General features: G+C 68.4%; 19 protein-coding genes and 2 tRNA genes. 10 read left to right on the top strand and 11 right to left on the bottom strand.

All coding sequences use genetic code 11. The features are described from left to right. Positions 1 to 67: 67 nt before the first annotated feature. Positions 68 to 850: a MerR family DNA-binding transcriptional regulator gene (locus BJY22_RS32870; protein ID WP_167214709.1), complete on the bottom strand. Its 783-nt coding sequence runs from the start codon at positions 848 to 850 to the stop codon at positions 68 to 70. 12 nt (positions 851 to 862) lie between these two features. Next, entirely contained in the window at positions 863 to 1657 is a 795-nt protein-coding gene (locus BJY22_RS32865; protein WP_202891365.1) for an alpha/beta fold hydrolase, read from the bottom strand. Between the two features lie 100 nt (positions 1658 to 1757). On the opposite strand from BJY22_RS32865, the gene BJY22_RS32860 reads away from it, so the two are divergent. From BJY22_RS32860 to BJY22_RS32845, 4 genes are all read left to right on the top strand, one after another. Beyond that, the gene (locus BJY22_RS32860; RefSeq protein WP_167214704.1) at positions 1758 to 2303 is read left to right on the top strand and encodes a P-loop nucleotide/nucleoside kinase family protein; all 546 of its coding nucleotides are present in this window, start codon (positions 1758 to 1760) and stop codon (positions 2301 to 2303) included. 118 nt (positions 2304 to 2421) lie between these two features. After that, positions 2422 to 5700 (top strand): S8 family serine peptidase, encoded by a 3279-nt coding sequence (locus BJY22_RS32855; RefSeq protein ID WP_238350530.1) that lies wholly within the window; start codon positions 2422 to 2424, stop codon positions 5698 to 5700. 209 nt (positions 5701 to 5909) lie between these two features. Next, complete coding sequence (locus tag BJY22_RS32850) at positions 5910 to 6815, top strand: SH3 domain-containing protein (RefSeq protein ID WP_167214702.1); 906 nt, start codon at positions 5910 to 5912, stop codon at positions 6813 to 6815. A 7-nt stretch (positions 6816 to 6822) separates the two neighbouring features. Continuing rightward, positions 6823 to 7311, top strand: a complete 489-nt coding sequence (locus tag BJY22_RS32845; RefSeq protein ID WP_167214699.1) for an SMI1/KNR4 family protein — start codon at positions 6823 to 6825, stop codon at positions 7309 to 7311. 312 nt (positions 7312 to 7623) lie between these two features. Here BJY22_RS32845 and BJY22_RS32840 read toward each other — a convergent pair. Continuing rightward, positions 7624 to 7697 (bottom strand) — tRNA-Ile (locus BJY22_RS32840). A 128-nt stretch (positions 7698 to 7825) separates the two neighbouring features. On the opposite strand from BJY22_RS32840, the gene BJY22_RS32835 reads away from it, so the two are divergent. Further along, on the top strand, positions 7826 to 7963 hold the full coding sequence (locus BJY22_RS32835) for a hypothetical protein (RefSeq protein WP_167214696.1): 138 nt from the start codon (positions 7826 to 7828) through the stop codon (positions 7961 to 7963). 74 nt (positions 7964 to 8037) lie between these two features. Here BJY22_RS32835 and BJY22_RS32830 read toward each other — a convergent pair whose 3' ends face one another. The 6 genes from BJY22_RS32830 to BJY22_RS32805 form a co-directional block, all read right to left on the bottom strand. Continuing rightward, positions 8038 to 8712 (bottom strand): hypothetical protein, encoded by a 675-nt coding sequence (locus BJY22_RS32830; RefSeq protein WP_167214693.1) that lies wholly within the window; start codon positions 8710 to 8712, stop codon positions 8038 to 8040. Positions 8713 to 8819: 107 nt separating this feature from the next. Beyond that, positions 8820 to 9425, bottom strand: a complete 606-nt coding sequence (locus BJY22_RS32825) for a DUF4232 domain-containing protein (RefSeq protein ID WP_167214690.1) — start codon at positions 9423 to 9425, stop codon at positions 8820 to 8822. Positions 9426 to 9559: 134 nt separating this feature from the next. Continuing rightward, positions 9560 to 9632 (bottom strand) — tRNA-Asn (locus tag BJY22_RS32820). Positions 9633 to 9725: 93 nt separating this feature from the next. Next, positions 9726 to 10265, bottom strand: a complete 540-nt coding sequence (locus BJY22_RS32815) for a hypothetical protein (RefSeq protein ID WP_167214687.1) — start codon at positions 10263 to 10265, stop codon at positions 9726 to 9728. 33 nt (positions 10266 to 10298) lie between these two features. Next, the gene (locus BJY22_RS32810) at positions 10299 to 11183 is read right to left on the bottom strand and encodes a sigma-70 family RNA polymerase sigma factor (RefSeq protein WP_167214685.1); all 885 of its coding nucleotides are present in this window, start codon (positions 11181 to 11183) and stop codon (positions 10299 to 10301) included. A 111-nt stretch (positions 11184 to 11294) separates the two neighbouring features. Beyond that, positions 11295 to 12782, bottom strand: a complete 1488-nt coding sequence (locus BJY22_RS32805; protein ID WP_167214682.1) for an amidohydrolase family protein — start codon at positions 12780 to 12782, stop codon at positions 11295 to 11297. 71 nt (positions 12783 to 12853) lie between these two features. On the opposite strand from BJY22_RS32805, the gene BJY22_RS32800 reads away from it, so the two are divergent. The 3 genes from BJY22_RS32800 to BJY22_RS32790 are packed head-to-tail and all read left to right on the top strand — an operon-like array spanning position 12854 to position 15663. Beyond that, positions 12854 to 13630 carry a uracil-DNA glycosylase family protein gene (locus BJY22_RS32800; RefSeq protein WP_167214679.1) on the top strand — a complete coding sequence of 259 codons (777 nt, stop codon included), beginning with the start codon at positions 12854 to 12856 and terminating at the stop codon, positions 13628 to 13630. A 31-nt stretch (positions 13631 to 13661) separates the two neighbouring features. Continuing rightward, positions 13662 to 14531, top strand: a complete 870-nt coding sequence (locus BJY22_RS32795) for an exodeoxyribonuclease III (protein ID WP_167214676.1) — start codon at positions 13662 to 13664, stop codon at positions 14529 to 14531. A 1-nt stretch (position 14532) separates the two neighbouring features. Continuing rightward, complete coding sequence (locus BJY22_RS32790; RefSeq protein WP_167214673.1) at positions 14533 to 15663, top strand: hypothetical protein; 1131 nt, start codon at positions 14533 to 14535, stop codon at positions 15661 to 15663. Here BJY22_RS32790 and BJY22_RS32785 read toward each other — a convergent pair. After that, positions 15656 to 16156: a mycothiol transferase gene (locus BJY22_RS32785; protein ID WP_167214670.1), complete on the bottom strand. Its 501-nt coding sequence runs from the start codon at positions 16154 to 16156 to the stop codon at positions 15656 to 15658. The two genes, BJY22_RS32790 and BJY22_RS32785, sit on opposite strands and share 8 nt — an antisense overlap. 144 nt (positions 16157 to 16300) lie before the next feature. Here BJY22_RS32785 and BJY22_RS32780 point away from each other — a divergent pair, with 144 nt between their 5' ends. Continuing rightward, the gene (locus tag BJY22_RS32780; RefSeq protein WP_202891364.1) at positions 16301 to 18283 is read left to right on the top strand and encodes a PQQ-like beta-propeller repeat protein; all 1983 of its coding nucleotides are present in this window, start codon (positions 16301 to 16303) and stop codon (positions 18281 to 18283) included. 10 nt (positions 18284 to 18293) lie between these two features. Here the strand turns inward: BJY22_RS32780 and BJY22_RS32775 are convergent, their stop codons facing one another. After that, positions 18294 to 18998 (bottom strand): M50 family metallopeptidase, encoded by a 705-nt coding sequence (locus BJY22_RS32775; protein WP_167214667.1) that lies wholly within the window; start codon positions 18996 to 18998, stop codon positions 18294 to 18296. Between the two features lie 113 nt (positions 18999 to 19111). Here BJY22_RS32775 and BJY22_RS32770 point away from each other — a divergent pair, with 113 nt between their 5' ends. Then, on the top strand, positions 19112 to 21076 hold the full coding sequence (locus tag BJY22_RS32770) for a S41 family peptidase (RefSeq protein ID WP_167214664.1): 1965 nt from the start codon (positions 19112 to 19114) through the stop codon (positions 21074 to 21076). Position 21077 lies beyond the last annotated feature (1 nt).

Raw genomic sequence — 21077 nt, 5'->3', positions numbered from 1 at the left:
CCGAGCGCGAGTCGTCCGCCTTGCTCGTGCAGGATCTCCGAACCCACAACCGGCGGGGCAACGGCCCTCAGACAGGACGTCGGGTAGAGGCACGTTCTAGTTCGGTCCAGCCGGTCCAGCCGCGTTCTCTCAAGAGTGCGAGCAGACGACGGGCAGGCGGAATGGTGTCGAGTGCCAGTGTGTCCATCAGGTCGGCCAGGGCTCGATCGAGGTTGGTGTCGTTGAGATAGGGCTCGCCGTGTTCAGAGGCCAGGTGGGTGAAGTAAGCGGCCAGTTCGTCGGCCAGCTCGGCCAGCCTCGGGTCGTCCTCGGTCTGGTCGAGCGCCTGGCTGAGGATCTTGTAGAAGTTGATCAGTTGGCGGTCGGCGATCTGTTGCTGCTTGCGTGCCATCCACGCCGGGACCTGCTCGGGTGCTTGCGCGGCCAGGACGATCCAGCCGTCGCGCTCGGCCCGGACGATTCGTTCGTCGATCCCGAGCGCCCGCAGGTGCTCCAGGTAGTCGACCACCTGAATCGGCAGTGTCAGGTGATCGCCGGCGGCGAGCCGGGCGATGCTGTCCCGCCGCCTTTCCCGCTGCCGGATTTCGTCCTGCAGTCGGCGATCGATCTCGGCGACCGCCGACGCGAACTGCGCGTCGTCAGCGTGCATCAGTTCGCGCACCCGAGTCAGTGGTACGCCGGCCTCGGCGAGCGTTCTGATCTTGATCAGGTCGATCACGGCGTTGGCGTCGTACCTGCGGTAGCCGGAGTAGTCGCGCTCGGGCTCCGGCAGCAGTCCCTTCGCGTGGTAGTGCCGCACCGCGCGCACGGTCACCCCGGCGTACCTCGCCACCTCGCTGATCGTCAGCACCGCATCAGTCTCCTAGATCGACGTACTGCGGATGATGTCGGCGATCTGCTGCGCATGGGTCAGGACCAGCCCGTGGTCGGCGTCGAGGCGGAACGTGGTGATCTGCGGCCGGTCGCGTACCAGCCGCTCGAGCCCCGCCTGCCAGTTCTGATTGAGCGCGGCCGCACGCCCCTCACTGCTGCCACCCGCCATCGCCGTCGACATGATCATGGTGATCGGCCGGGCGATCATCCGGTACCGATCAAGGATCCGGGACCGCACCGAGTCGATCTCGATGTTCAGTTCGAGGATCTCCTGCGCGTCGAGCAGCACCTGCCGCGCCGTACCGCGCAAGCTCGTCTGCTGGTCGGCCATCTGCTGCCACAGGCCGCGGAACATCGGCAGATCCTCTTCCGTGACGAACGGTTCGGGCACCGGGTTCGCTCCATCGATCAGCACGAGCTCGCCCACACGCTCCGGATGCTCAGAGGCGTAGTGCACCGCCAGATCCGCCCCGAGCGAGTAACCCACCAGCAACGGCCTTTCCGGCGCGAGGTGTGACATCACGGCCTCGAGGTCGCTGAGAAAGTCCTCGAACAGGTACCTGTCCGCGGCCGAGGACAGGCCGTGGCCGCGCAGGTCGAACGTCACCACGTCGTAGTCGCGCCGCAGCAGCCCCACAAGCTCCTGCAAGTCCGCCTGCGTCGAACTCAACCCAGGACAGAACACCAGCACCCGCCCGCGCCCACCCCTCGCCAACGAGATCCTGACGCCGTCCTCGCTCGACGTACTCGCCGCGCGAACCTCCGCTGCTTCATGCATCGTCATACCGGCATGCTGGAGGGTTGCCCCTACGTCAGGGTCAACCCCGACAGGTGCGTTGCTAGGGTGGCTCGCCATCGGACGCGGACGGATCAAGGGGAGGGCGATGTTCCTGCTGCAGATGTCGGGCGTTCCCGGCGCCGGCAAATCCACTGTCGCCGCTCACGTTTCAGACACCCACGGTGCGGTCGTCGTCGACTACGACGTCATCAAGTCCGCGGTCCTCGACGCGGGCTTCGACCTCACCGCGAGCACCAAGGCGGCCTACGAGGTCATGTACGCGCAGGCGAATCACGTGCTTGCCCAGGGCCATCACGTGGTGATGGACAGCCCGTGCTTCTGGCCGAGGATCGTGGCCGAGGGCTTGCGAATCGCGAAGGAACACGACGCGACGTACAGCTACATCGAGTGCCAGATCCAGGACCTGAAGCTCCTCGACGACCGACTCCGGCGACGGCCGCGCCTCAGAACCCACCGGCGCAGCCTCGACCAGCTACCACCCGACCTCGGCGACGACCTGGTGGACGGCGCACCCCTGTTCCTCGAAGCGATGACCCGCATCGAACGCCCACCTACCGACTACCTCCAACTCGACATGCACCGCCCCCTCCCCGAACTCCTCCCCGAGATCGACGCCTACCTGACCCGCTAGACGCGTTTCCGATCAGGTCCCGGCGTGGCTCGTTGGTCCGGGCGGCGTCAGGCTCTTGCGCTGGTCGGCCGGACAGAGTGCACTGCTCCTAGCTCATCGGGCCAGGGGAGGGACCGAAATGACTCTGACGACTTTGCCTGCGCATCGCAGGAAGATGCGGCTCGCTGCCGTGCTCGCCGCGGTGCTCGGGCTGGCAACAGCCACCGTCACCGCGCTTCCGGGCGCGGTCGCACAACCGGGGGACTCGGCACGGGCCGGCGCGGGAGCGGCCCATCCGCATCCGAAATCCGACAAGTACCTGGGCGACCTCGACCGGTCGAGGATCGCCGCGGCTCAGGCCGCGGGCAAGAAGACCGTGACGCTGCTGGTCGCGGCGGAGCGCGACCGGTTGGCGGCCGCCGCCGACCAGTTGCGGGCGCTCGGCGGCGTGGTGCTGAAGACCGACAGCGCCGTCGACTACCTCAAGGTGGAGATTCCCACCGGGAAAGCCGAGCAGGCCGCCAGGCTGAGCGCGGTCGAGGCGGTCGACGTCGACGGCCTGATCCCGCGCGACGATCCGCAGCCGCAAGGCGCCCAGTCGCCGATCCCGCAGACGCCGCCCAGTGCGACCACGCCGCGGATCAACCCGTACCTGCCGACCGGAGACACCCAGGCCGCGCAGTTCGGTCTGGCCAATCCGGCCTGGGACGGTCGCGGCACCACGATCGCGATCCTGGACTCCGGCATCGATCTCGACGTACCGGCGCTGAAGACCACGACGACGGGTCTGCCGAAGATCGTCGACTGGTACAACGCGAACTCGCCGGCTTCGGGGGACGCCACCTGGATCAGCACCGCCGGACGATTCACCGGTACTTTCACGGCCGTCAGCCGTACCTGGATCGCGCCCGCGACCGGCGGGCCGTACGCCTTCGGCCTGCTGCGCGAGGCGGCGGGCGAGCTTGCCCAGGGCGAGCTCGGTGGTGACGTCGACCGTGACGGCGTGACGGCCGAGTCGATCGGCGTACTGCAGGACCGCACCACCAAACAGGTGTACGTCGACATCGACCAGGACGGCGACTTCACCGACCAGACCCCGATGATCGACTTCAAGGTCAACCGGGACACCGGGCACCTCGGTACCGACAACCCGGCGACCGCTGTCAACGAGAGCGTTCCGTTCGTCGTGGTGACCGATCGATCGGTGTACAACCCGGCAGTGGACGCGGGCTCGGTGGTCAACCTGGGGATCGCCGGCGCGCAGCACGGCACCCACGTAGCGGGTATCACCGCCGCCAACGGCTTGTTCGGCGGGCAGATGAGCGGTGCGGCCCCGGGCGCGCAACTGATGGCGGTCAAGGTCTGCCTGACCACCACGTCCTGCACCAGCAGCGGCCTCATCGACGGCGTCCTGTACGCCGCGAACAACGGCGCCGATGTGGTCAACATCTCGATCGGCGGCCTGCCGGGGCTCAACGACGGCAACAACGCGCGGGCGGTGCTCTACAACCGCACGATCGACGAGTTCAACATGCAGATCTTCATCTCGGCCGGCAACAGCGGCGCGGGAGCGAACTCGGTCGGCGATCCGTCGGTGGCCACCAACTCGATCAGCGTCGGGTCGTACATCACCAGGGAGACCTGGCTGGCGAACTACGGCTCGGACCCGTTGAACAGCAAGGGCCTGCACCCGTTCTCGTCCCGCGGTCCGCGAGAGGACGGCGGCTTCAAGCCGGACATCGTCGCGCCCGGTGCAGCGATCTCCACCACGCCACTGTGGCAGGGTGGCGGGCCGGTCCCGGGCACGTACACCTTGCCGCCCGGCTACTCCATGCTGAACGGCACCTCGATGGCCGCCCCGCAGGCCGCCGGCGCGGGCGCGCTGCTGGTCAGCGCCTACAAGGCGACCTTCGGCAGCCGGCCGGCCGCGGCCGCGTTGCGCAGCGCGATCCGGTCGAGTGCGGCGTACCAGTCCCAGCTCGGCGCGTACGAGCAAGGCGCGGGGCTGTTCCAGGTGACGTCGGCCTGGACGCAGCTTCGCGCCGGGCAGCGGCCGAACGCGATCACGGCGGCCGTGCCGGTGAACACGGTCCTCAGCGACCAGCTCGCCACGCCGAACGTCGGCGTCGGCATCCACGATCGCGAGGGCGTCGTTCGCGGGGTGAAGTACTCCCGTACGTACACCCTGACCAGGACCAGCGGGCCGGCCAAGTCGATTCCGCACGTGGTGCGGTGGATCGGCAACGACGGCACCTTCGCCTCACGGGACAAGGTCAATCTGCCGTTGAACATCCCGGTCGACCTCGCCGTACGCGTCGACCCGTCCAGTCCCGGCGCACACTCGGCCGTCCTGCAGCTCGACGACCTGACCACTCCGGGCGTCGACCTGATGACCATGAACGCGGTGTTCGTGCCGAACGATCTCACGGCGGCCAACGCGTACTCGTTCCAGGCGTCGGGCACGGTCGGCCGCAACGCCACCCGCCACTACTTCGTGCGGGTGCCGGTCGGCGCGAGCGCGCTCAAGGTGGACATGACCGGCGGGGGCGACCAGGCCGGCGCCGGGCAGATCCGCTTCCTCCGCTACACCCCACAGGGCCTGCCGCTGGACAGCACGTCCAGCTTGAGCTGTTACGACCCCGACTCGGGCGGCGGCTGCGCCAACGGAACACCGCACAGTCGCACCGTCGTGAACCCGCAGCCCGGTGTCTGGGAGCTCGTGGTCGAGGCGCGCCGTACCTCCGACGTCCTGGATGCGCCGTTCGGCCTGACCGCGACGGTCCTCGGCACGGTGATCTCGCCGAACCCGGACATCGTGGCAGCCGCGACTCTCGGTACGCCGCTGGTCCGTAGCTACACGGTCTCCAACCAGTTCGCCGGGTTCACCGGCCGGCTCGTCGGCGGCGGTGCGTTGGCCAGCACGCAGACCCAGCGTCCGACGGTCGGGCATCTGCAGTCGCAGACGTTCGACGTCACACTGCCTGCAGGCGTCACGTCGTACACGATCCGGACCGGGAACGCGTCCGACCTCCGGGCGGACATCGATCTGGTCGTCTTCCGCTGCACGCCGACGTGCGCGCCCGTGGGGGCGAGCGGTGGCGCGACGGCCGTCGAACAGGTCACGCTCGCCAACCCGGTGGCGGGCCTCTACCGGATCCAGGTCGACGGATTCTCGGTACCGAACGGCACAACGGAGTACGACCTCGTCGACTCCTACGTGTCGCCGGCGCTCGGCTCGCTGACCAGCAACGACGCCAACGCCAGCCATCCTTCTGGCACCTCATGGTCGCCGACCGCGACTCTGACCGTTCTCGACGATCCCGGCGCCGGCCGCAAACTCACCGGCACCCTGACCGTCCAAACCGAAGCCGGCGTCACCGTCGGCACCGGCTCCCTAGTGGTCGAAACAGTCACCTAGCCCTAGCCCGCTAACCTGCCCGAGGACCTCCTGGCCCCTTCAGCCAGGAGGTCCTCACCCATTCGACCGGCTGCTCTTCGAGCCCGTTGCCTGGTCCACGCCCGCCCCGAACGGCCCGGCTCCGCGAGCAGCAGGCGCACGGTTCATCGGTCGTGTCGCCCTGCGGCAGCACCCGTCCCCTTCGCACCTGAACCCGCAATACTCAGGTGGTGCGAATCCTTCGTGTAGTCGGACTGATCGTCGCGGGACTCGTCTCGCTGGGTGCGCTGCTGACGGTGCTGTTTCTGGCGTTGGCGGCGTACGGGTATGGCTTCGCGGGGGTACCCGATGTTACCGGCGCGCAGGTGAGCTACGTGCGGAAGGAGGCGATCGTCCGGACCTGCCCGAGTACGGCGTGCGCGCAGACGGAGACGCTGCACGAGAACCAGCAAGTGACGGTCGTGCGGGAGGTGCAGGGGGAGTTCACCCGGGATTCGAGCACATGGGTGGAGATCAAGTACGGGCCGGAGACGCGGTTCGTGCACTCGTCATTGCTGACCTCGACCAGCAACGACGAGCAGTACCGGTTCTGGGGTGGTGTCTCGCTCGCGACCGTCGGGGTCATGTTGGTGGTCGCGGTGGTGGCGCGCACGAGCATGATGAAGCAGTGGGTGGATCGCCGGATCGGGTCGGTGGAGGTGCTGTTGCCGCTGGTCGTGCTGGGCGGTGGAATCGCGGTCGGGGCTGTGGGGTTCCTGTACAGCCGGATCGGCGGTACGACGGTGCCGGACTTCGTCGGCGACGCACTGGTGAACATCGGCGCCGGGCTGATCGGCTCGGCGGCGACGTTCATCTTGTTCCAGAGTTTGTTCTCCGGACGGGTCGTCGAGCGGCCGCGGTTCGACGAGCGGGAAGCGCAACTGGCGCAGCGGCTCGACCGACTGGAAGCCCTGATGGTTGTGGGGGCGTCGAGTCCGGAATCTGTTGATGACCGGCACCTGACGATGCTGTCGAAGCTGGCACAGGATGTCGGCCGCCTGAGGCACGACGTCCGCTTGGTACAGCAGCGTCCCAACGGCACGGGCAGGCGCCGCGGGCCCCTTCGTTCACGGAGGAACCGCGCCACAGGCGAGTGAGGGCAAGATGTGGCTCAGCGGCAGTTTGGTTTCTGCATTCGTCGCAGGGGGGCGTGAGAGGCTTCTGGCCATGCACGCAGACGCCTGGCGACAGACACTGCAAGCCGCGGACGACGGCCTGGAGCTGCAGCCTCCCGCCGACGCTGGTGAGATCGCGGCCGTAGAGCTTCGGCTCGACATCACGTTCGCGGCCGAGCTGCGCGGACTGTATGAGGCGACGGACGGCATCTTTGACAAGCCGGGCCAGTGGTTTGTGATGTGGCGGCTTGGAGAGGTTGCGCGCTGGAATCTTGATGCCTGGAACGGATGGGAGTCCGAGGCTCGACGGAAGCTGCTCGGCTTCGGCGACGACGGCACCGGAGATCCCTTCTGTGTCGCACTGGACGGGGAGCCCACCATCTTCACTTGGTCGCCTATCGAGCAGCAGGCGCGATCACTCGCACCGAACCTTCGCGAGTTCTGGTTGGGATGGTTCTCTGGGCAGATCACAACCTGACGTCCCGCCGCCTCGGTCCGCCTGGTCGGCGGGACTGCTGCACGAGCGGGTGACAGTTCGACCACGCGGCAGCGGGCGACATCGTGGCCGGGAGTCCTAGCCACGCCGGGGATCTGACCTTCTAGGCCGTCTGGCCTGCCTCGGGCCGGGGGCATTGTCGTGATGTTGCCGCGAGGCCGCTCTCGCGGCGCCCTTGAAGTAGCCATCCTGGCGCGGCGGTATCAGAGGTCATGTCACCGGTTATGTCACGGGTGTCGCCCAAAGGATCCGCAGGCCACGGTCAATGTGGCCGTGACCTGCGGAGATATCGAGTAGGGCGGACGGGACTCGAACCCGTGACCCAGGGATTATGAGTCCCCTGCTCTAACCAGCTGAGCTACCGCCCCGTGTGCGGCAGATCGTATCTGGTGGGTGGGGGTGTGGTGTGAAACCAGGGGTCGGTCAGGGGTTTGACTGAGGGGTGGTTACCGCTGAGCGGGCATGATGGAGGCAAGTCCGGACGAAGGGAACACCCATGGGCTGGTTCATTTTCCTGGTGATCGTGGTAGGCGCGATCGCGGCGTACAAGTACCGCGTGCCGCTGCTGGCGAAGATCCTCGGTCAGCCTCAGCACCGTATCCAGCGGGCGATCGACCGGAAGAAGGGGAAGTAGGAGCTTCCTCCCGAAGCATGACGAGGCCCTGACCGCAGGTGGCGGTCAGGGCCCGTTGGTCACGTGGCGGGTGGTCAGCCGATCTTGACCGCGACGACCGAGGCGGCCGCGGTGATCTCGCCGGATCCGGCGGCGCTCTGGTCGTGGTTGTACCCGAACCCGTAGACGCCCACCGTGGTCTCGGCGTCCACGGTCACGACCTTCACCGACGAACCGAACAGGTCATGGCCCTTAGCCGGCGAGATCGCAACCCCACCCACGGTGCCCACGTCCGTGCCCCAGGTGCTCGGCGCCGCCTGGCCGATCCGCAGTCCCACCTGCGGCATGCTGCCCGCGGCACCCGCGACAGTGCGGTTGAACGTCACTGACGTGTTCACCAGCCACGTGCCCTTCGGCAGCTTGAACTGGCCGATGGTCGTGAAACCCTCGAAGTACTTCCCGCCCAGTTTCTCGATCGCCTTCGGGGCGAACGACGTGGTGACACCGGCCTTGCCGTACACGTCCGGGGTGTTCCCGTCCTTCAGGAACGCGGCGCGGTCCGCCGGGACGAGCTTGCTGGCGGGAATGCTGTTGTCGACGACCTGCTTCGCGGCGACCGAGCGCGCGCAGAGCGGGTACGACAGGGTCTTGCAGTCGGGTCGTACGGCGCCGTTGGCGGCAACGGTGACGCCGACGAGCACACCGGCACCCAGGACGGCGGCGACCAGCAGACGGCCGCCCTTGGTGCTGAAAACCTTCTTGATGTTCACAGGGTTCCTTCCCCTCCATCCCCGAGGCCCCCTCGGGATCTGCAGAGGAAAGTACGCCCACTTGGCGGTCTAGGCCAATAGGCTGGCCGGAATCAATTCGTCGCGAATCAATGGGGTAGGTCGAGGCGGCAGGCGGTGAGGGTCAGTTTCGCCGTCGTGCCGAGGTCGGTGTCGACCGGCCGGACGACCGGCCGGATGACTGGTTGGTCGCCGGGGCGGGGTGCGACGGTGAGATAGGTGCCGGAGGCCTTGTCCTCGGCAACTTCTACGGTGTTCGACCAGGAGACGGCGGCGAGGGCCGATTCGCCTCTGGCCAGGCGGATCTTCGTGGGTCCGGGGTTGATCGCGAGGTACGACGTACCCCGGGTGACCGTCACGTTCATCGTGCGGCGGCGTGCGTTGACCACGGCAACCTTCGGGTACCCGTCGACGGTGAGCGGCCGCGTCCGGCAGTTCGTCACCTTCACCACCACAGCCCGATGCCGGAGCGTGGCCTCGACCGTGATCGAGGCGCCGGACGGTGGGCAGGTCGCCGACGGAGGAGCGGGCGTCAGGCGAGGCGTGGGCGTCGGGAGCCGTGGGGGAGTGGGCGTCGGAAGCGGCGCGGGAGGAGGTGTCGGGAGCGCCGCTGTGCCGGTCGCGCCGGTTTCGGTTCCGTGTCCGCCGAGCAGCGCGAGCCCGCTGAACAACCCCACCCAGCCCCGCCGGTCCACCCCATGAACCTGCCGACCCCGACGCAACCCAACCCATCCGCGGCCGCGGTGCTTGCCGGTTGGCCGGTCCCGCGCGTGACCTGCCTGGAAAGGAAAAAGCCGGGGCTTCTGGGGAGAAGGCCCGGCTGATGTTGCTCCCGCCACTGGACTCGAACCAGTAACCTGCCGGTTAACAGCCGGCTGCTCTGCCAATTGAGCTAGGCGGGATCGTGATCTCGCTGGTGTCCCCGAACCCGAGGACCTGAGTAGGTTAGCAGGCGGGCGGCGAACTACAAAAACGGGATTCGGGTGGCTGCCGGGTCAGATTCCGAACTCGTCGCGGACCTGCTGGAGTGCCGCCTCGGCGGCGTCGACGACACCGGGCTGGGTCGGCTCCAAGCCCTTGTCCAGAACGAAGTTCCAGGTGACCGCGGCGTCGGTGGTGGCAGGGTTACGGCGGCCGACGATGCGGACACCGCGCTTGCCGGCCAGGGGGACATGCCGCTGTACGACGATGCTCGCGTCGACGCGTTCGCGGAGCAGTTGGCCGAAGCGGCCGGGGTCGTCGACCTTGAGCTCTGTGGCGCGCAACGGGGTGCCGAAGTCGGTCGTCTCGTAGATGTGCAGGACCGACGCCTCGGAGTCCCAGTTGGCGCGCTCGATCCGCTCCCAGCCCACCCGGCGGTCGGCGTCCGCGGAGTCCGACGGCAGGTAGACGGCGGCGCGGGTGCCGGCCGCCCATCGGCCGTTGGCCAGTTGCACGGCGGCGAGCACGTCTTCCTTGCTCCCGGTCGACGCACGGGCGGCGGCCGACACGGCATCGCCCAGCTCGCGCGGCCAGGACGTACGCAGAAGTCTCACACCCACATCATTCCAGTCGGGCCAAGCAGGCGGTCAGGCGACGTAGTCGCGGAGCTGTGGCAGGGCGCGGCGCCGGAGCTGCCGCAGCGCCTCACGCTCCAGGGCACGGACCTTGGCCGGGCTGAGGCCGAGATGAGCGGCGGTCTCCTCGGGTGTCGACGGGATGTGACCGCGCAGGCCGAACCGGTGATGCAGCACGGACTGGTGCAGGTCGTCGAGGAACTCGAGGTGATAGGCGAGGTCCCGGCGCAGCGCGGCGCGCAGCACGATCGGGTCGTCGTCGATCACCGGGTCGGACTCGTCGAGGTCGAGCGTCTCGGGGTGCACCCGCCACGCCTGCGCCCGCTCGATCCGCGCGATGCTCAGGCCGGTCGCGCGGGCGAGCTCCGGCGTACCGGGCTCACGCCCCAGCGTCTGCGTCAGGTCGTGACGCGCCGACCCCACCCGGGACGCGTCGGCGTACGCCTGGGCGGGCATCCGGACCAGCCGCGACCGGTCCGAGATCGCGCGTCCGATCGCCTGACGGATCCACCAGATTGCGTACGTCGAGAAGCGGTGCCCGAGCCGGTGGTCGAAGCGCTCGACCGCCCGCATCAGCCCGATGTTGCCCTCCTGGATCAGGTCGAGCAGCGAAATGCCCTTCCCGCCGTACCGCCGGGCGAGCGACACGACCAGCCGCAGGTTGCCCTCGACCATCCGGCGCCACGAGTGCTGCCCGAGCGCGACGACCTGCCGCAGCTCGCCGGGGTCGTGCCGCCCCGGATCGCCGCGCAGCCGCTCGGCCGCCAGCAGACCGGCCTCGATCCAGTACGAGTGCTCGTTCACCTCCTCCAAGGTCAGTAGTTCGTGCTGCCCGATGTCCCGGAGGTACGCGACCAGTGCGGTCACGTCCGCCGGATCACAGTCGAGATCAGCCATCCGTTCTCCTCTCCGTGCGAATCCCCGCGAATCTCCCTGTCCAAGAGAGTGCCGCGATTCGCCCCGCCGGAGACCGGTGACTTCGAGTATGTGGATAACTACGAGTCGTGCTCAGGCGTACGCGCGGAGCCCGCTGAGCAGGCCGTCGTGGAAAGGATTGGCGTCGACCGCGTCGAACCAGGCCTGCCCGGTGGTGAGCGGCTCGAGCGGCGGGATGGCGACCGGTCCCGGGACGGCCCGGGCCGTGAGGTCGTCGCCGAGCTCAGGAGCGGGCATGTCCGGCAAGAGTACGAAGGCATCCGCCGGGTCCGCCTCCCCGTTGAGCGTGAAGGCGGCGACGCGGGCCGAGGCGCCGTCCGGGTCCTGGCGGATCTTCTCGAGGTCCGCGACGACGCTCGTCCAGGTGATGGCCGGATCGCCGTAGTCGATCGCCCGCGAGAGCCGTCCGACCTTGATCGCCGTCGCCGACGGAGCCAGCGGCTGCATCAGCGAGCGCAGCCCGTACCGGGCCCGCCCGCCGACGACGACCAGCCTGATGCCGGTCTCGGTCGCCTCGATCAGGCTGCGGTACGGGCTGCCGGGGGAGCGCCGTACGACGACCAGATCGGCCAGCGCGCCGCGTTCGAGCCGTCCGACCGGGCGCGGCCAGACCTTGGTCAACGCCTCACCCGGGTTCGACGTCACCATCCGGGCCAGTTCCTCGTCGGTGAAAACCGCATGGGTCTTGTTCCACAGATCGGCGACTTTCAGCTCCCACAGCACATTGCGCGTCCCCGACGGCCCCCAGTCCGACCCCAGACACAAGCGGACCCCGGCGGCATGTGCGGCGCGCACGTCGGCCGTCGCGCCGTACAACCACAGATTCGAGAACGGAGACCACACCAGACTGGAATTTCCCGCCTTCATTGCCGCGAAATCGTCGCCGTTCAAGGCCGCACCGTGAATCGCCACCAGTTGCGGCGTCACCACCCCCACATCCGCCAGCAGCCGGAACTCCGACCGCAGTTTCGGATCCGACCCCTCCGCGGAATGCGCGATGAACCCACGCCCGGCGGCCACCGCCGCCACGTACGGCGCCAACGCCTCCTTGCTGTCGGCAACAAGCGTGCTCACCCGGATGAAATCGTCCGCGGTCCCGAGTTTCTCCGAGTCGACGTTCCGGATCAGGTCGTTGTCCGGCGGTACGGCGCCGCGCGGATTGCCCTGGATCGACGTCGTACCGCCGACGATCGCGCGCGTCTCGACGTACCTCAGCAACGCTCGCCCCGCGGCCGCCCCGAGCAGCCGGGCCGGCTGGCTGATCTGCGAGCTGTACGTCGGCGCGCGGCCCCACTGATTGTGCGAGGTCCACGGCACGGTGCGCGAGGGCTCCATCCACAGCGGCAAACTGTTGTACATCAAATGATTGTGTAGATCGATCAGCCCCGGAAAAATCAGCCCGCCGGCAGCGATCCGCGGTGCTTTGTCGAAACCCGCCGGAACGGCATCCACAGGGGTCACCGCCGCAATCAGCCCGTCGTCGCCGACATACACCGCTCCGCCGGTCAGAATCGCCCCGTCCGGCCGCATCGTCACCACGGTTCCACGCAGTACAAACATCGCTCCCCCTCGCATAGAATCCCCCGTGCCGCCCCTGATCATGAGAGTATCGCCGAGGGGGAGGTAGTTCGATGGGTGATTTCGATCCTGGTCCGCCCGCTGCTGTGGCACGGCACTTCGCGACAGTGCCCAGTTACGCGGATTTCCGGCAATTCTTCTGGCACGACTGGGGCCCGATCTTCTACCGCGGCCGGCTGAACGGCACCGCCCGTCTGCTCGCGATCGCGTCCGACCCCGGTCCCACCGAACGGATCGCCGGCCGGACGCTCGTCGGCGACGCCGGGCAACGCGTGCAGGGGTTCCTGACCAAGCTCGGCCTGACCCGCAGCTACGCGCTCGTCAACGCCTACGCCTACGCGCTCCGGCCGTCCCTCGCCCAGCAGGCCGCACCGCTGCTGTCGAGGCCCGATCAGCTCGCCTGGCGGAACACCTTGTTCGACCTGATCACCGGCCCGCAACTGCAGGCGATCGTCGCGTTCGGGGCGCAGGCCCGCTCGGCCGTGCGGCTGTGGACCGACAAGCCCGACGTACCGGTGTTCGAGGTGCCGCATCCGTCGAGCCGCACGCCGAAGGTGCTCCTCGACAAGTGGCGCGAGGCGATCACCGACCTGCGCGCGATCGTGACTCCGGATCCCGATGGTGACAGCGCCGTACCGAACTACGGCGTGAAGTTCACCGAGTCCGACTACGCGCCCGTCCCGCACCGTGACCTGCCGTTCGGCGTACCGCCGTGGCTGGGCGACGACGCGTGGGGACGCAAGGACAAACCACGGCACAACAACTGTGTCGAGCGTCCGGCGACCGACCTGCTGAACACCCTCGTCTGGCGCGCGCCCAAGCTCGGCTGAAATCGTCCCCGGCTGCCGCTACCTTGGTCGGATGCGAGTCGCGACGTGGAATGTGAACTCGGTCAAGCAGCGGATGCCGCGGCTGCTCGACTGGCTCGACGAGCGGCAGCCGGACGTGGTGTGCCTGCAGGAGACGAAGCTGGCGGACGACGCGTTCACCGCGCTGCTAGGTGAAGAGCTGACCGCCCGCGGCTACGAGATCGGCCTCTACGGCGCCCCGCAGTGGAACGGTGTCGCCCTGCTGTCGAAGGTCGGTCTCGAGGACGTGGTGATCGGCGTGGAGGGTGCGCCGGGCTTCCCGGACCCGGAGCCGCGCGCGATCGCGGCGACCTGTGGCGGCATCCGCGTCCACTCGCTCTACGTGCCGAACGGGCGCGTCCCGGACTCCGATCACTACCACTACAAACTCGCCTGGCTCGCCGCGCTCACGGAGGTCGTCGCCCACGGGCCGGCCGACCAGATCGTCTGCGGCGACATGAACATCGCACCGACCGACGCCGACGTCTTCGACCCCGCGGCGTACGTCGGCCAGACACATGTGACCCCGCCCGAACGGCAGGCGCTCGCGGAACTGATGGCCGCGAAGGACCTGCACGACGTGGTCCGCGACCGCTGGCCGGATCACCGCATCTTCAGCTACTGGGACTACCGCGCGGGGATGTTCCACCAGGACCTCGGCATGCGGATCGACCTGATGCTCGCCACCGTTCCGGTCGCCGAGCGGGTCAAGGCCGCCTGGATCGACCGGAAGGCCCGCAAGGGCACCGGCCCGAGCGACCACGCGCCGGTGATCATCGACCTCGACACCGCGCCGGACGGCGACATAGGTCCGGTCGTGCCGCCACCGTCGGCGCCGCGCACGCCGCGGAAGAAGACCACCAAGCTGCCGCAGAGTCGCTGACATGCGCCGCCGCACTGCCATCGTGGTCGTCGCGGGAGTGCTGACGGCGGGGCTGGCTGCGTGTACGGACGAGAAGTCCGCCGCGCCGGAGCCGGTGGTGTGGTCGAAGGTGGACGTGGGTGCGGCGGAGCCTGTCGTGTTGGCGCAGCACAGCAGCGACCTGTTGATAGGCCTGCGGCACCGCGGCGCAAAGGTGGTCCCCGAGTTGCAGCTTCTCGACGGCACCGGCAAACGCACGCCGATCGCGGTGAAACCCAACCCGGCGAGCCCGTACGCGTTCGAAGCGATCTGGTACTCGATCGCCTACGACGGCAAGCAACTCCTCGCTCTCGGCGGAGCGTCCGGAGGCGCGCACTCCAACACCCGCTGGACCGTCTGGACCGGCACCCCACAAACCGGACTGGTGGAACGCCCGCAGAACTTCTGGACGTTCGGCGGCCAAACCGCAGGTGACCTGTTCAGCGCGGTCCTCACACCGAGCGGCGGAGCACTGCTCGGCACGTGGGGCGGCGTGGAGACCGGCAACGACGCGATGGTCTGGCTGCCGAAGTCCGGCGGCATGTGGACCCGCCAGGACCCGACGAAGACCGTGCTGCAGAGTACGCCGTCCCTCCTGGTCGGTCCCGGCTTCGGTACGACGCTGGGCACCGGCATCGTCCTCGTGGGCTCACAAGTACGCCTCGCACCGAACGTCGTCGCCCAGGAAGCGGCCGCTTGGCGATCCACCAAGCTCAACCAGGGCTGGACCCGGATCGCGCTGCCCGAGCCCGGCAACCGCAGTCAGGCCAACACCGCCACCTGTGCCGAGAGCTGCGTCATCTCCGGGTACGTCGACGGGCAGCTCGCGATCTGGCAACTCGACGAGGACGGGACGGCGAAACGCCTCCAAGGCGTCCCGTCGATCCCCGTAGGCGACAAGGACAAGCTGCCGCCACCCGTCGTCAACGGCGAGCAGATCGTCCAGATCGTTGCTCAGGACAACAAGGTGAAGGTGCTCACCGGTCGGGACGGGCACTGGACCGTGCAGGAGTCGCAAGGTCCGGAGGGGCTGGTGACCGACGCCGTACTGATGCCGGACCACAAGCTCTACCTGATTGCCGGCACCTCGCTCTGGCAGACCACGCTCAGCTGAGCAGGCCCTTCACGTATGCCGCCTGACCCGAGTGCTGAGCGCAGTCGTCGATGACGCTGACCAGTCGCACGCCGAGCGTGACCGGCGGGTTCCACCGGCGGTCGACGATCCGGTCGAGGCCCTCGTCCGTCACCGTGCGCAGGAACTCGGCGGTCCGCCGGTGGACCGCGTCGTAGTACCCGAGCAGCTGCTCCGCGGAGAGCTTGACCAGCTCGACCTGCTCGGAAGTGTGCGCATACCCGGTGTCGGCCGCGTCGAGCGGCAGCCCGAGTCGCTCGTGCCAGCCGTCCGCGGTGTAGACCTGCTCGTACTCGCCCGCGTCCGCCAGGTGATCGTCCTGGACGCGTGTCAGGTGCCAGACGAGCCAGGCGATCGAGTTCGCGCTGTTGCCCGGCCGGCTCGCGAGCGTCCTGTCGTCGAGCCCGGTCACGACCTCGTGCAGTACCTCGTGAATCCGGCTGTGTGCGTCGAGCAGCAATTCACTTGTCTTCATACCAGCCACCGTAGTCTTCGGTTCCGACAGTTCAACGAGGCGGGCGGCAACGTCGTCGGCACCGCGGACGTGTACCCGGCCGGCGCTGGGCATCGCGAGCAGCGTCCATCCGTGGACATTACGGTGCAGGCCGTAATACTGTGCATGGGTCTGCCACTCGTCGGAGGAGCCAACGAGATGATCGCCCGCCGCCGCTTTCTGCAAGCCGCCGCTTCGTCCGTCGCGGTGACCGCCGTCGGGTCCCAGCTGACCACCGCCGCTCATGCGGCCGGCGTTGACCCCGAGGGCACCCTGAGGGACCTCGGCCCGGCCAGCGTCGCCAGCCCGCTGGGTAACGGCGAGTTCGTCGGCAATGTGCTCTACATGGGTTCGCGCGGCCTGTCGCCGAACGTCGTCGGCGCCTGGGACCTCGGCACCGACAAGATCTCGAAGCACTACGAAATTCCCACCGGCGTCGGGATCTGGGCGATGTGCAAGGTCGGCACCGACGTGTACGTCGGCACGCACGCCCCCTCTGACCTCTACAAGATCGACACCGTCGCGGGGACCGTCACGAAGCTCGCCTCCTATCCGGACGAGTTCATCTGGACGATCGCGTCCGCCCCCGACGGCGTCATCTACATGGGTACGTCCCAGCCCGGCCGCGTCCTCGAGTACAACCCCGCCACCGGCGTCAGCCGGGACCTCGGTGAACCGGCGCCGGGCGAGTCGTACGTTCGCAGCATCCAGGCCGACGCCACCCACGTGTACGCCGGGGTCGGCTCGAACGCGCACCTGATCGCGATCAACCGCACAACCGGCGAGAAGCGCGAGCTGCTGCCCGCCAGCCTCGCCGATCGCGACTGGGTGTCGAGCATGGCGAGTTCGGACACTCATATCGCCGGCGGCGTCCTCTCGCTGGCCGAGCTCCTCGTGGTGGAGAAGGCGAACCCGGCCAACCACCGCATCGTCAAGGCGACAGCGCCCGGCGAGAAGTACATCGTCGCCGTACTGATCCACGACGGCTGGGTGTACTTCGCGGGCCGCCCGTCCGGCACGATCTACCGCTACCATCTCGCCACCGAGAAGCTGGAAGTCCTGGGTGTCCCGTTCTTCGAGGCCGCCACCAGCCGCATCCTCGAGTTCGAGGGACGCATCTACGGTCTGCAGGACACCGGCGTCTTCGTCTACGACCCGGCGACCAGCCAACTGGAGTACTTCAGCCACGTTCAGCGCGGCTTCCGGGCCGCGCCCGAGGCACCGATGTCGGTCCACTCCGACGGCAGTTGGGTGTACGTCGGAGGCAAGAGCGGAGCCGATCTCCACGAGCTCAGTACTGCCAAGGTCACCCGGCTGCCGATCGCCGGCGAGCCCAAGACCATGCTCACGGTCGACGGCACGACCTACCTCGGCATCTATACGCAGGCAGCGCTGTACTCGCACCACATCGGCGAGCCGGAGGCGAAGCTGCTGTTCAGGACCGGCCACAACCAGGACCGGCCGCGCGATCTCGCCTACGACAAACGCACCGGACTGATCGTGATGTCGACCCAGCCTGAGCCCGGTCACCCGAATGGCGCGCTCAACGTCTACAACCCGGGCAGTGGCAAGGTCGACACCTACCGGCCGATCGTGGAGCGCCAGACGGTCTTGTCGCTGACCGCCTCGCACGGCGTCGCGTACCTCGGAACCAGTACGCAGGAAGGCCTCGGCGCACCGCCGGTGACCTCGACAGCGCGGCTGGCGGCCTTCGATCTGAGCAGCCGCACGCTGCTCTGGGAGATCGAGCCGTTGCCGGGGATCGCCGCGTACACCGGCGTGAAGCACACCCCGTTCGCGATCTACGCACTCACCAACACCGGCGTCCTGGTCGAGTACGACTTGGCCCGGCGCAAAGTCACCCGGACGCTCAAGGTCAACAACCGCGGTGGGGATCTCGTCATCGCCGGATTCACCGCGTACACGAGCGACGTGGACGCGGTGTACCGGATCGACCTGCTCCCGCTCCGGTCCCGGAAGATCGTCACCGGGCTGGCCAGCGACTGGTTCGGGGGTGGCTCGAAACTGAACATCGACCCCTCCGAGCGCTGGCTCTACGGCATCAAGGGCCGCAACCTGGTCCAGGTCGCGATCTCGCCCTACCGCTGAGGCCTAGCCACTAGCTCGGCAGGACACCGGACCACATCACGCCGACCGCCAAGCAGCCGAGCGTCACCAGCCCGAAGACGCCGACCCACAGGATCGCCGGTACGCCGGTCAGGCGGCGGAGCTGGTCCGCGTCCGACGTACGGCCCCGGCCGCCGCGGCGCGAGTACTGCAGCTCCAGCACCGCACGCGGCGCGGCCAGCAGCAGGAACCAGGTGAGCAGGTGAGCGAACGCAGCCTGCGCGGTGGCCGAACCCCACCACGACACCCCGAACACCACGGCACCGAACACCAGTACAGACCAGAGCCCGAACAGGTTGCGGATCTGGAGCAGCAGGATCACCAGAGCGAGCAACAGCCCCCAGAGCAGCGCAACGGCGTACCCGCGGCTGAGGACGAACGCAGCGGCCAGACCGAAGAGCGCGGGACCGGGATAACCGGCCAGCAGTACGGCGATCATCCCGCCGCCGGTCGGCTTGCCGCGGGACACCGTGACCCCGGATGTGTCCGAGTGCAGCCGGATCCCGGACAGCTTGCGGCCGACCAGCGCGGCGATCAGTCCGTGCGCGCCCTCGTGCGCGATCGTCACGACCTGCCGCGTGTACTTCCAGATCGGTCGCCACGCGATCAGCAGCAGCGCGACCACGCCGGTTCCGATCACCAGTCGCAGCGACGGTTCCGGCTGTACCGCGGTGATGTTGTCCCAAAACTCCTTCACCCGCCCATCCTTGCAGGCAGGCGGTCAACCCCGCGGGCCGTTGACATCGGCTGGTGCGCGGACGACGGTGGAGGCATCGCGGCCCGGGGAGGGGCTGCCGCACAGGGGGAAACATGTCTCAACCACGCACGATCAGAACCGCGACGAAGAAGCGCGCCGCCACGACCCGCCGCAAGCCGGCCGCGAAGGCGCAGGCCGTCGTACCGCTGGCCGACTTTCTCGGCTCGGCCGGCAACCTCACGCTCGCGCAGCGGAAGCTCCTGGTGGACCAGGCGCTGCTGCTGCTCGGCGAGAACTACGTGCATCTGCCGCTGAAGATCGCGATGCACGCCGTGAACCCGCTCCAGCGGCTGCGCGTGATGCGCGCCCGGATGGAGCGCCAGACGGCGGCGACAATGGAAGCCGAGTGGATGTTCCACCGCGAGATGTCGAGCATCTTCAACTCGGTCCGCGACCTGCACACCAACTACCTGCTGCCGGTGCCGTTCGCCGGCAAGATCGCGTTCCTGCCGTTCATGATCGAGAAGTGCCACGACGCCGACGGCGCCGAGCGGTACCTGATCACGCGCACCGTCACCGGCTACCAGGCACCGCAGTTCGGCCCCGGCGCCGAGGTGACGCACTGGAACGGCACGCCGATCGCCCGCGCCGTCGCCCTGAACGGCGCGAGGTTCGCCGGCAGCAACGAGGCCGCCAGCCGCGCCCGCGGCCTGGACTCGCTCACGCTGCGACCGTTGGTGATCCAGGCGCCGCCCGACGAGGACTGGGTGACGCTCACGTACGTCGGCCTCGACGGCTCGCAGCAGGAACTGCGCGAGCAGTGGAAGGTCACCACCAACCTGCCGCCGATGACGGATCTGGACGCGGTCAGCGAGACGTCGGCGTCGATGGGGCTCGACCTCGACTCCGACGAGAAGTCCCGGGCGAAGAAGGCGCTGTACGTCCGCGACGTCGTCGAGCTCGAACGCGGCCAGACCTCCGCCGAGCTCGCCGTCCCGGCCGCGGTCGGTGGGGCGGACCTGCCGACCACGATGCCCGGCGTCTTCCGGGCCCGCGAGGTCGTCACGTCGTCCGGCACCTTCGGGCATGTCCGGATCTTCACGTTCAGCGTGCCGGACCCGGTCGCGTTCCGGGACGAGTTCGTCCGGCTGGCCGCCGCGCTCCCGCAGAACGGTTTGATCGTCGACGTCCGCGACAACGGCGGCGGGCACATCTACGCGAGCGAGTTCACGCTGCAGACGCTGACGCCGCGGCGGATCGCGCCCGAGCCGGTGCAGTTCATCAGTACGCCGCTCAACCTGAGGATCTGCCGGCGGCACCAGAACAACCCGGCCGGGATCGACCTCGGCCCGTGGTTCGACTCGCTCGACCTGGCGATCGAGACCGGGGCGCAGTACTCGGCGGCGAAACCGATCACGCCGGAGGAGGGTGCGAACGACATCGGGCAGACGTACCTCGGTCCGGTCGTGCTGGTCACCGACGCCCGGGTCTACTCGGCCACGGACATCTTCACCGCCGGGTTCGCCGACCACGAGATCGGCACCATCCTCGGGGTCGACGACAACACCGGCGCGGGCGGCGCGAACGTCTGGACGCACGGTCTGCTCGCGGCGCTGCTCAACGAACCGCCGCCACCCGACGAGACCTCGCCGTACGTCGCGCTGCCGAACGGCGCGAACCTGCGGGTCGCGATCCGGCGCACGCTCCGGGTCGGCAAGCTCGCCGGTACCCCGGTCGAGGACCTCGGCGTGAAGCCGCACGAGACTCACCGGATGACCAGGGCCGACCTGCTCGACGGCAATTTCGACCTGCTGAACAGGGCCGGCGAACTGCTCGCGGAGATGCCGTTGCACCGTCTCGACGTGCAGACGTCGTTCAGCGGTACGACGCTCACGGTCACGATCGATGTCCTGGGCATCGATCGGGTTGATGTGTACGTCGACGACCGCCCGATCAGTTCCGAGGACCTGACCGGATCGACCAGCCTCGACATTCTCGACGTCACGCCCGGCCAGCTGCTGCGGGCCGACGGCTACGAGTCGGGGGCTCTGGTGGCGTCCCGCCGGGTTACCGTCTGAA

It is taken from the genome of Kribbella shirazensis, from assembly GCF_011761605.1.
GTDB lineage: Bacteria > Actinomycetota > Actinomycetes > Propionibacteriales > Kribbellaceae > Kribbella > Kribbella shirazensis.
Note: the sequence above shows the minus strand (reverse complement) of the source record. Positions and strands in the feature narration are given on the sequence as shown.

Coding starts and splice junctions, on each gene's coding strand:
- BJY22_RS32770 (WP_167214664.1), top strand. CDS start 19,112: ATGTCTCAACCACGCACGATCAGAACCGCGACGAAGAAGCGCGCCGCC.
- BJY22_RS32845 (WP_167214699.1), top strand. CDS start 6,823: ATGTGGCTCAGCGGCAGTTTGGTTTCTGCATTCGTCGCAGGGGGGCGT.
- BJY22_RS32785 (WP_167214670.1), bottom strand. CDS start 16,156: ATGAAGACAAGTGAATTGCTGCTCGACGCACACAGCCGGATTCACGAG.
- BJY22_RS32810 (WP_167214685.1), bottom strand. CDS start 11,183: ATGGCTGATCTCGACTGTGATCCGGCGGACGTGACCGCACTGGTCGCG.
- BJY22_RS32860 (WP_167214704.1), top strand. CDS start 1,758: ATGTTCCTGCTGCAGATGTCGGGCGTTCCCGGCGCCGGCAAATCCACT.
- BJY22_RS32800 (WP_167214679.1), top strand. CDS start 12,854: ATGGGTGATTTCGATCCTGGTCCGCCCGCTGCTGTGGCACGGCACTTC.
- BJY22_RS32805 (WP_167214682.1), bottom strand. CDS start 12,782: ATGTTTGTACTGCGTGGAACCGTGGTGACGATGCGGCCGGACGGGGCG.
- BJY22_RS32855 (WP_238350530.1), top strand. CDS start 2,422: ATGACTCTGACGACTTTGCCTGCGCATCGCAGGAAGATGCGGCTCGCT.
- BJY22_RS32835 (WP_167214696.1), top strand. CDS start 7,826: ATGGGCTGGTTCATTTTCCTGGTGATCGTGGTAGGCGCGATCGCGGCG.
- BJY22_RS32795 (WP_167214676.1), top strand. CDS start 13,662: ATGCGAGTCGCGACGTGGAATGTGAACTCGGTCAAGCAGCGGATGCCG.
- BJY22_RS32780 (WP_202891364.1), top strand. CDS start 16,301: ATGGGTCTGCCACTCGTCGGAGGAGCCAACGAGATGATCGCCCGCCGC.
- BJY22_RS32865 (WP_202891365.1), bottom strand. CDS start 1,657: ATGACGATGCATGAAGCAGCGGAGGTTCGCGCGGCGAGTACGTCGAGC.
- BJY22_RS32790 (WP_167214673.1), top strand. CDS start 14,533: ATGCGCCGCCGCACTGCCATCGTGGTCGTCGCGGGAGTGCTGACGGCG.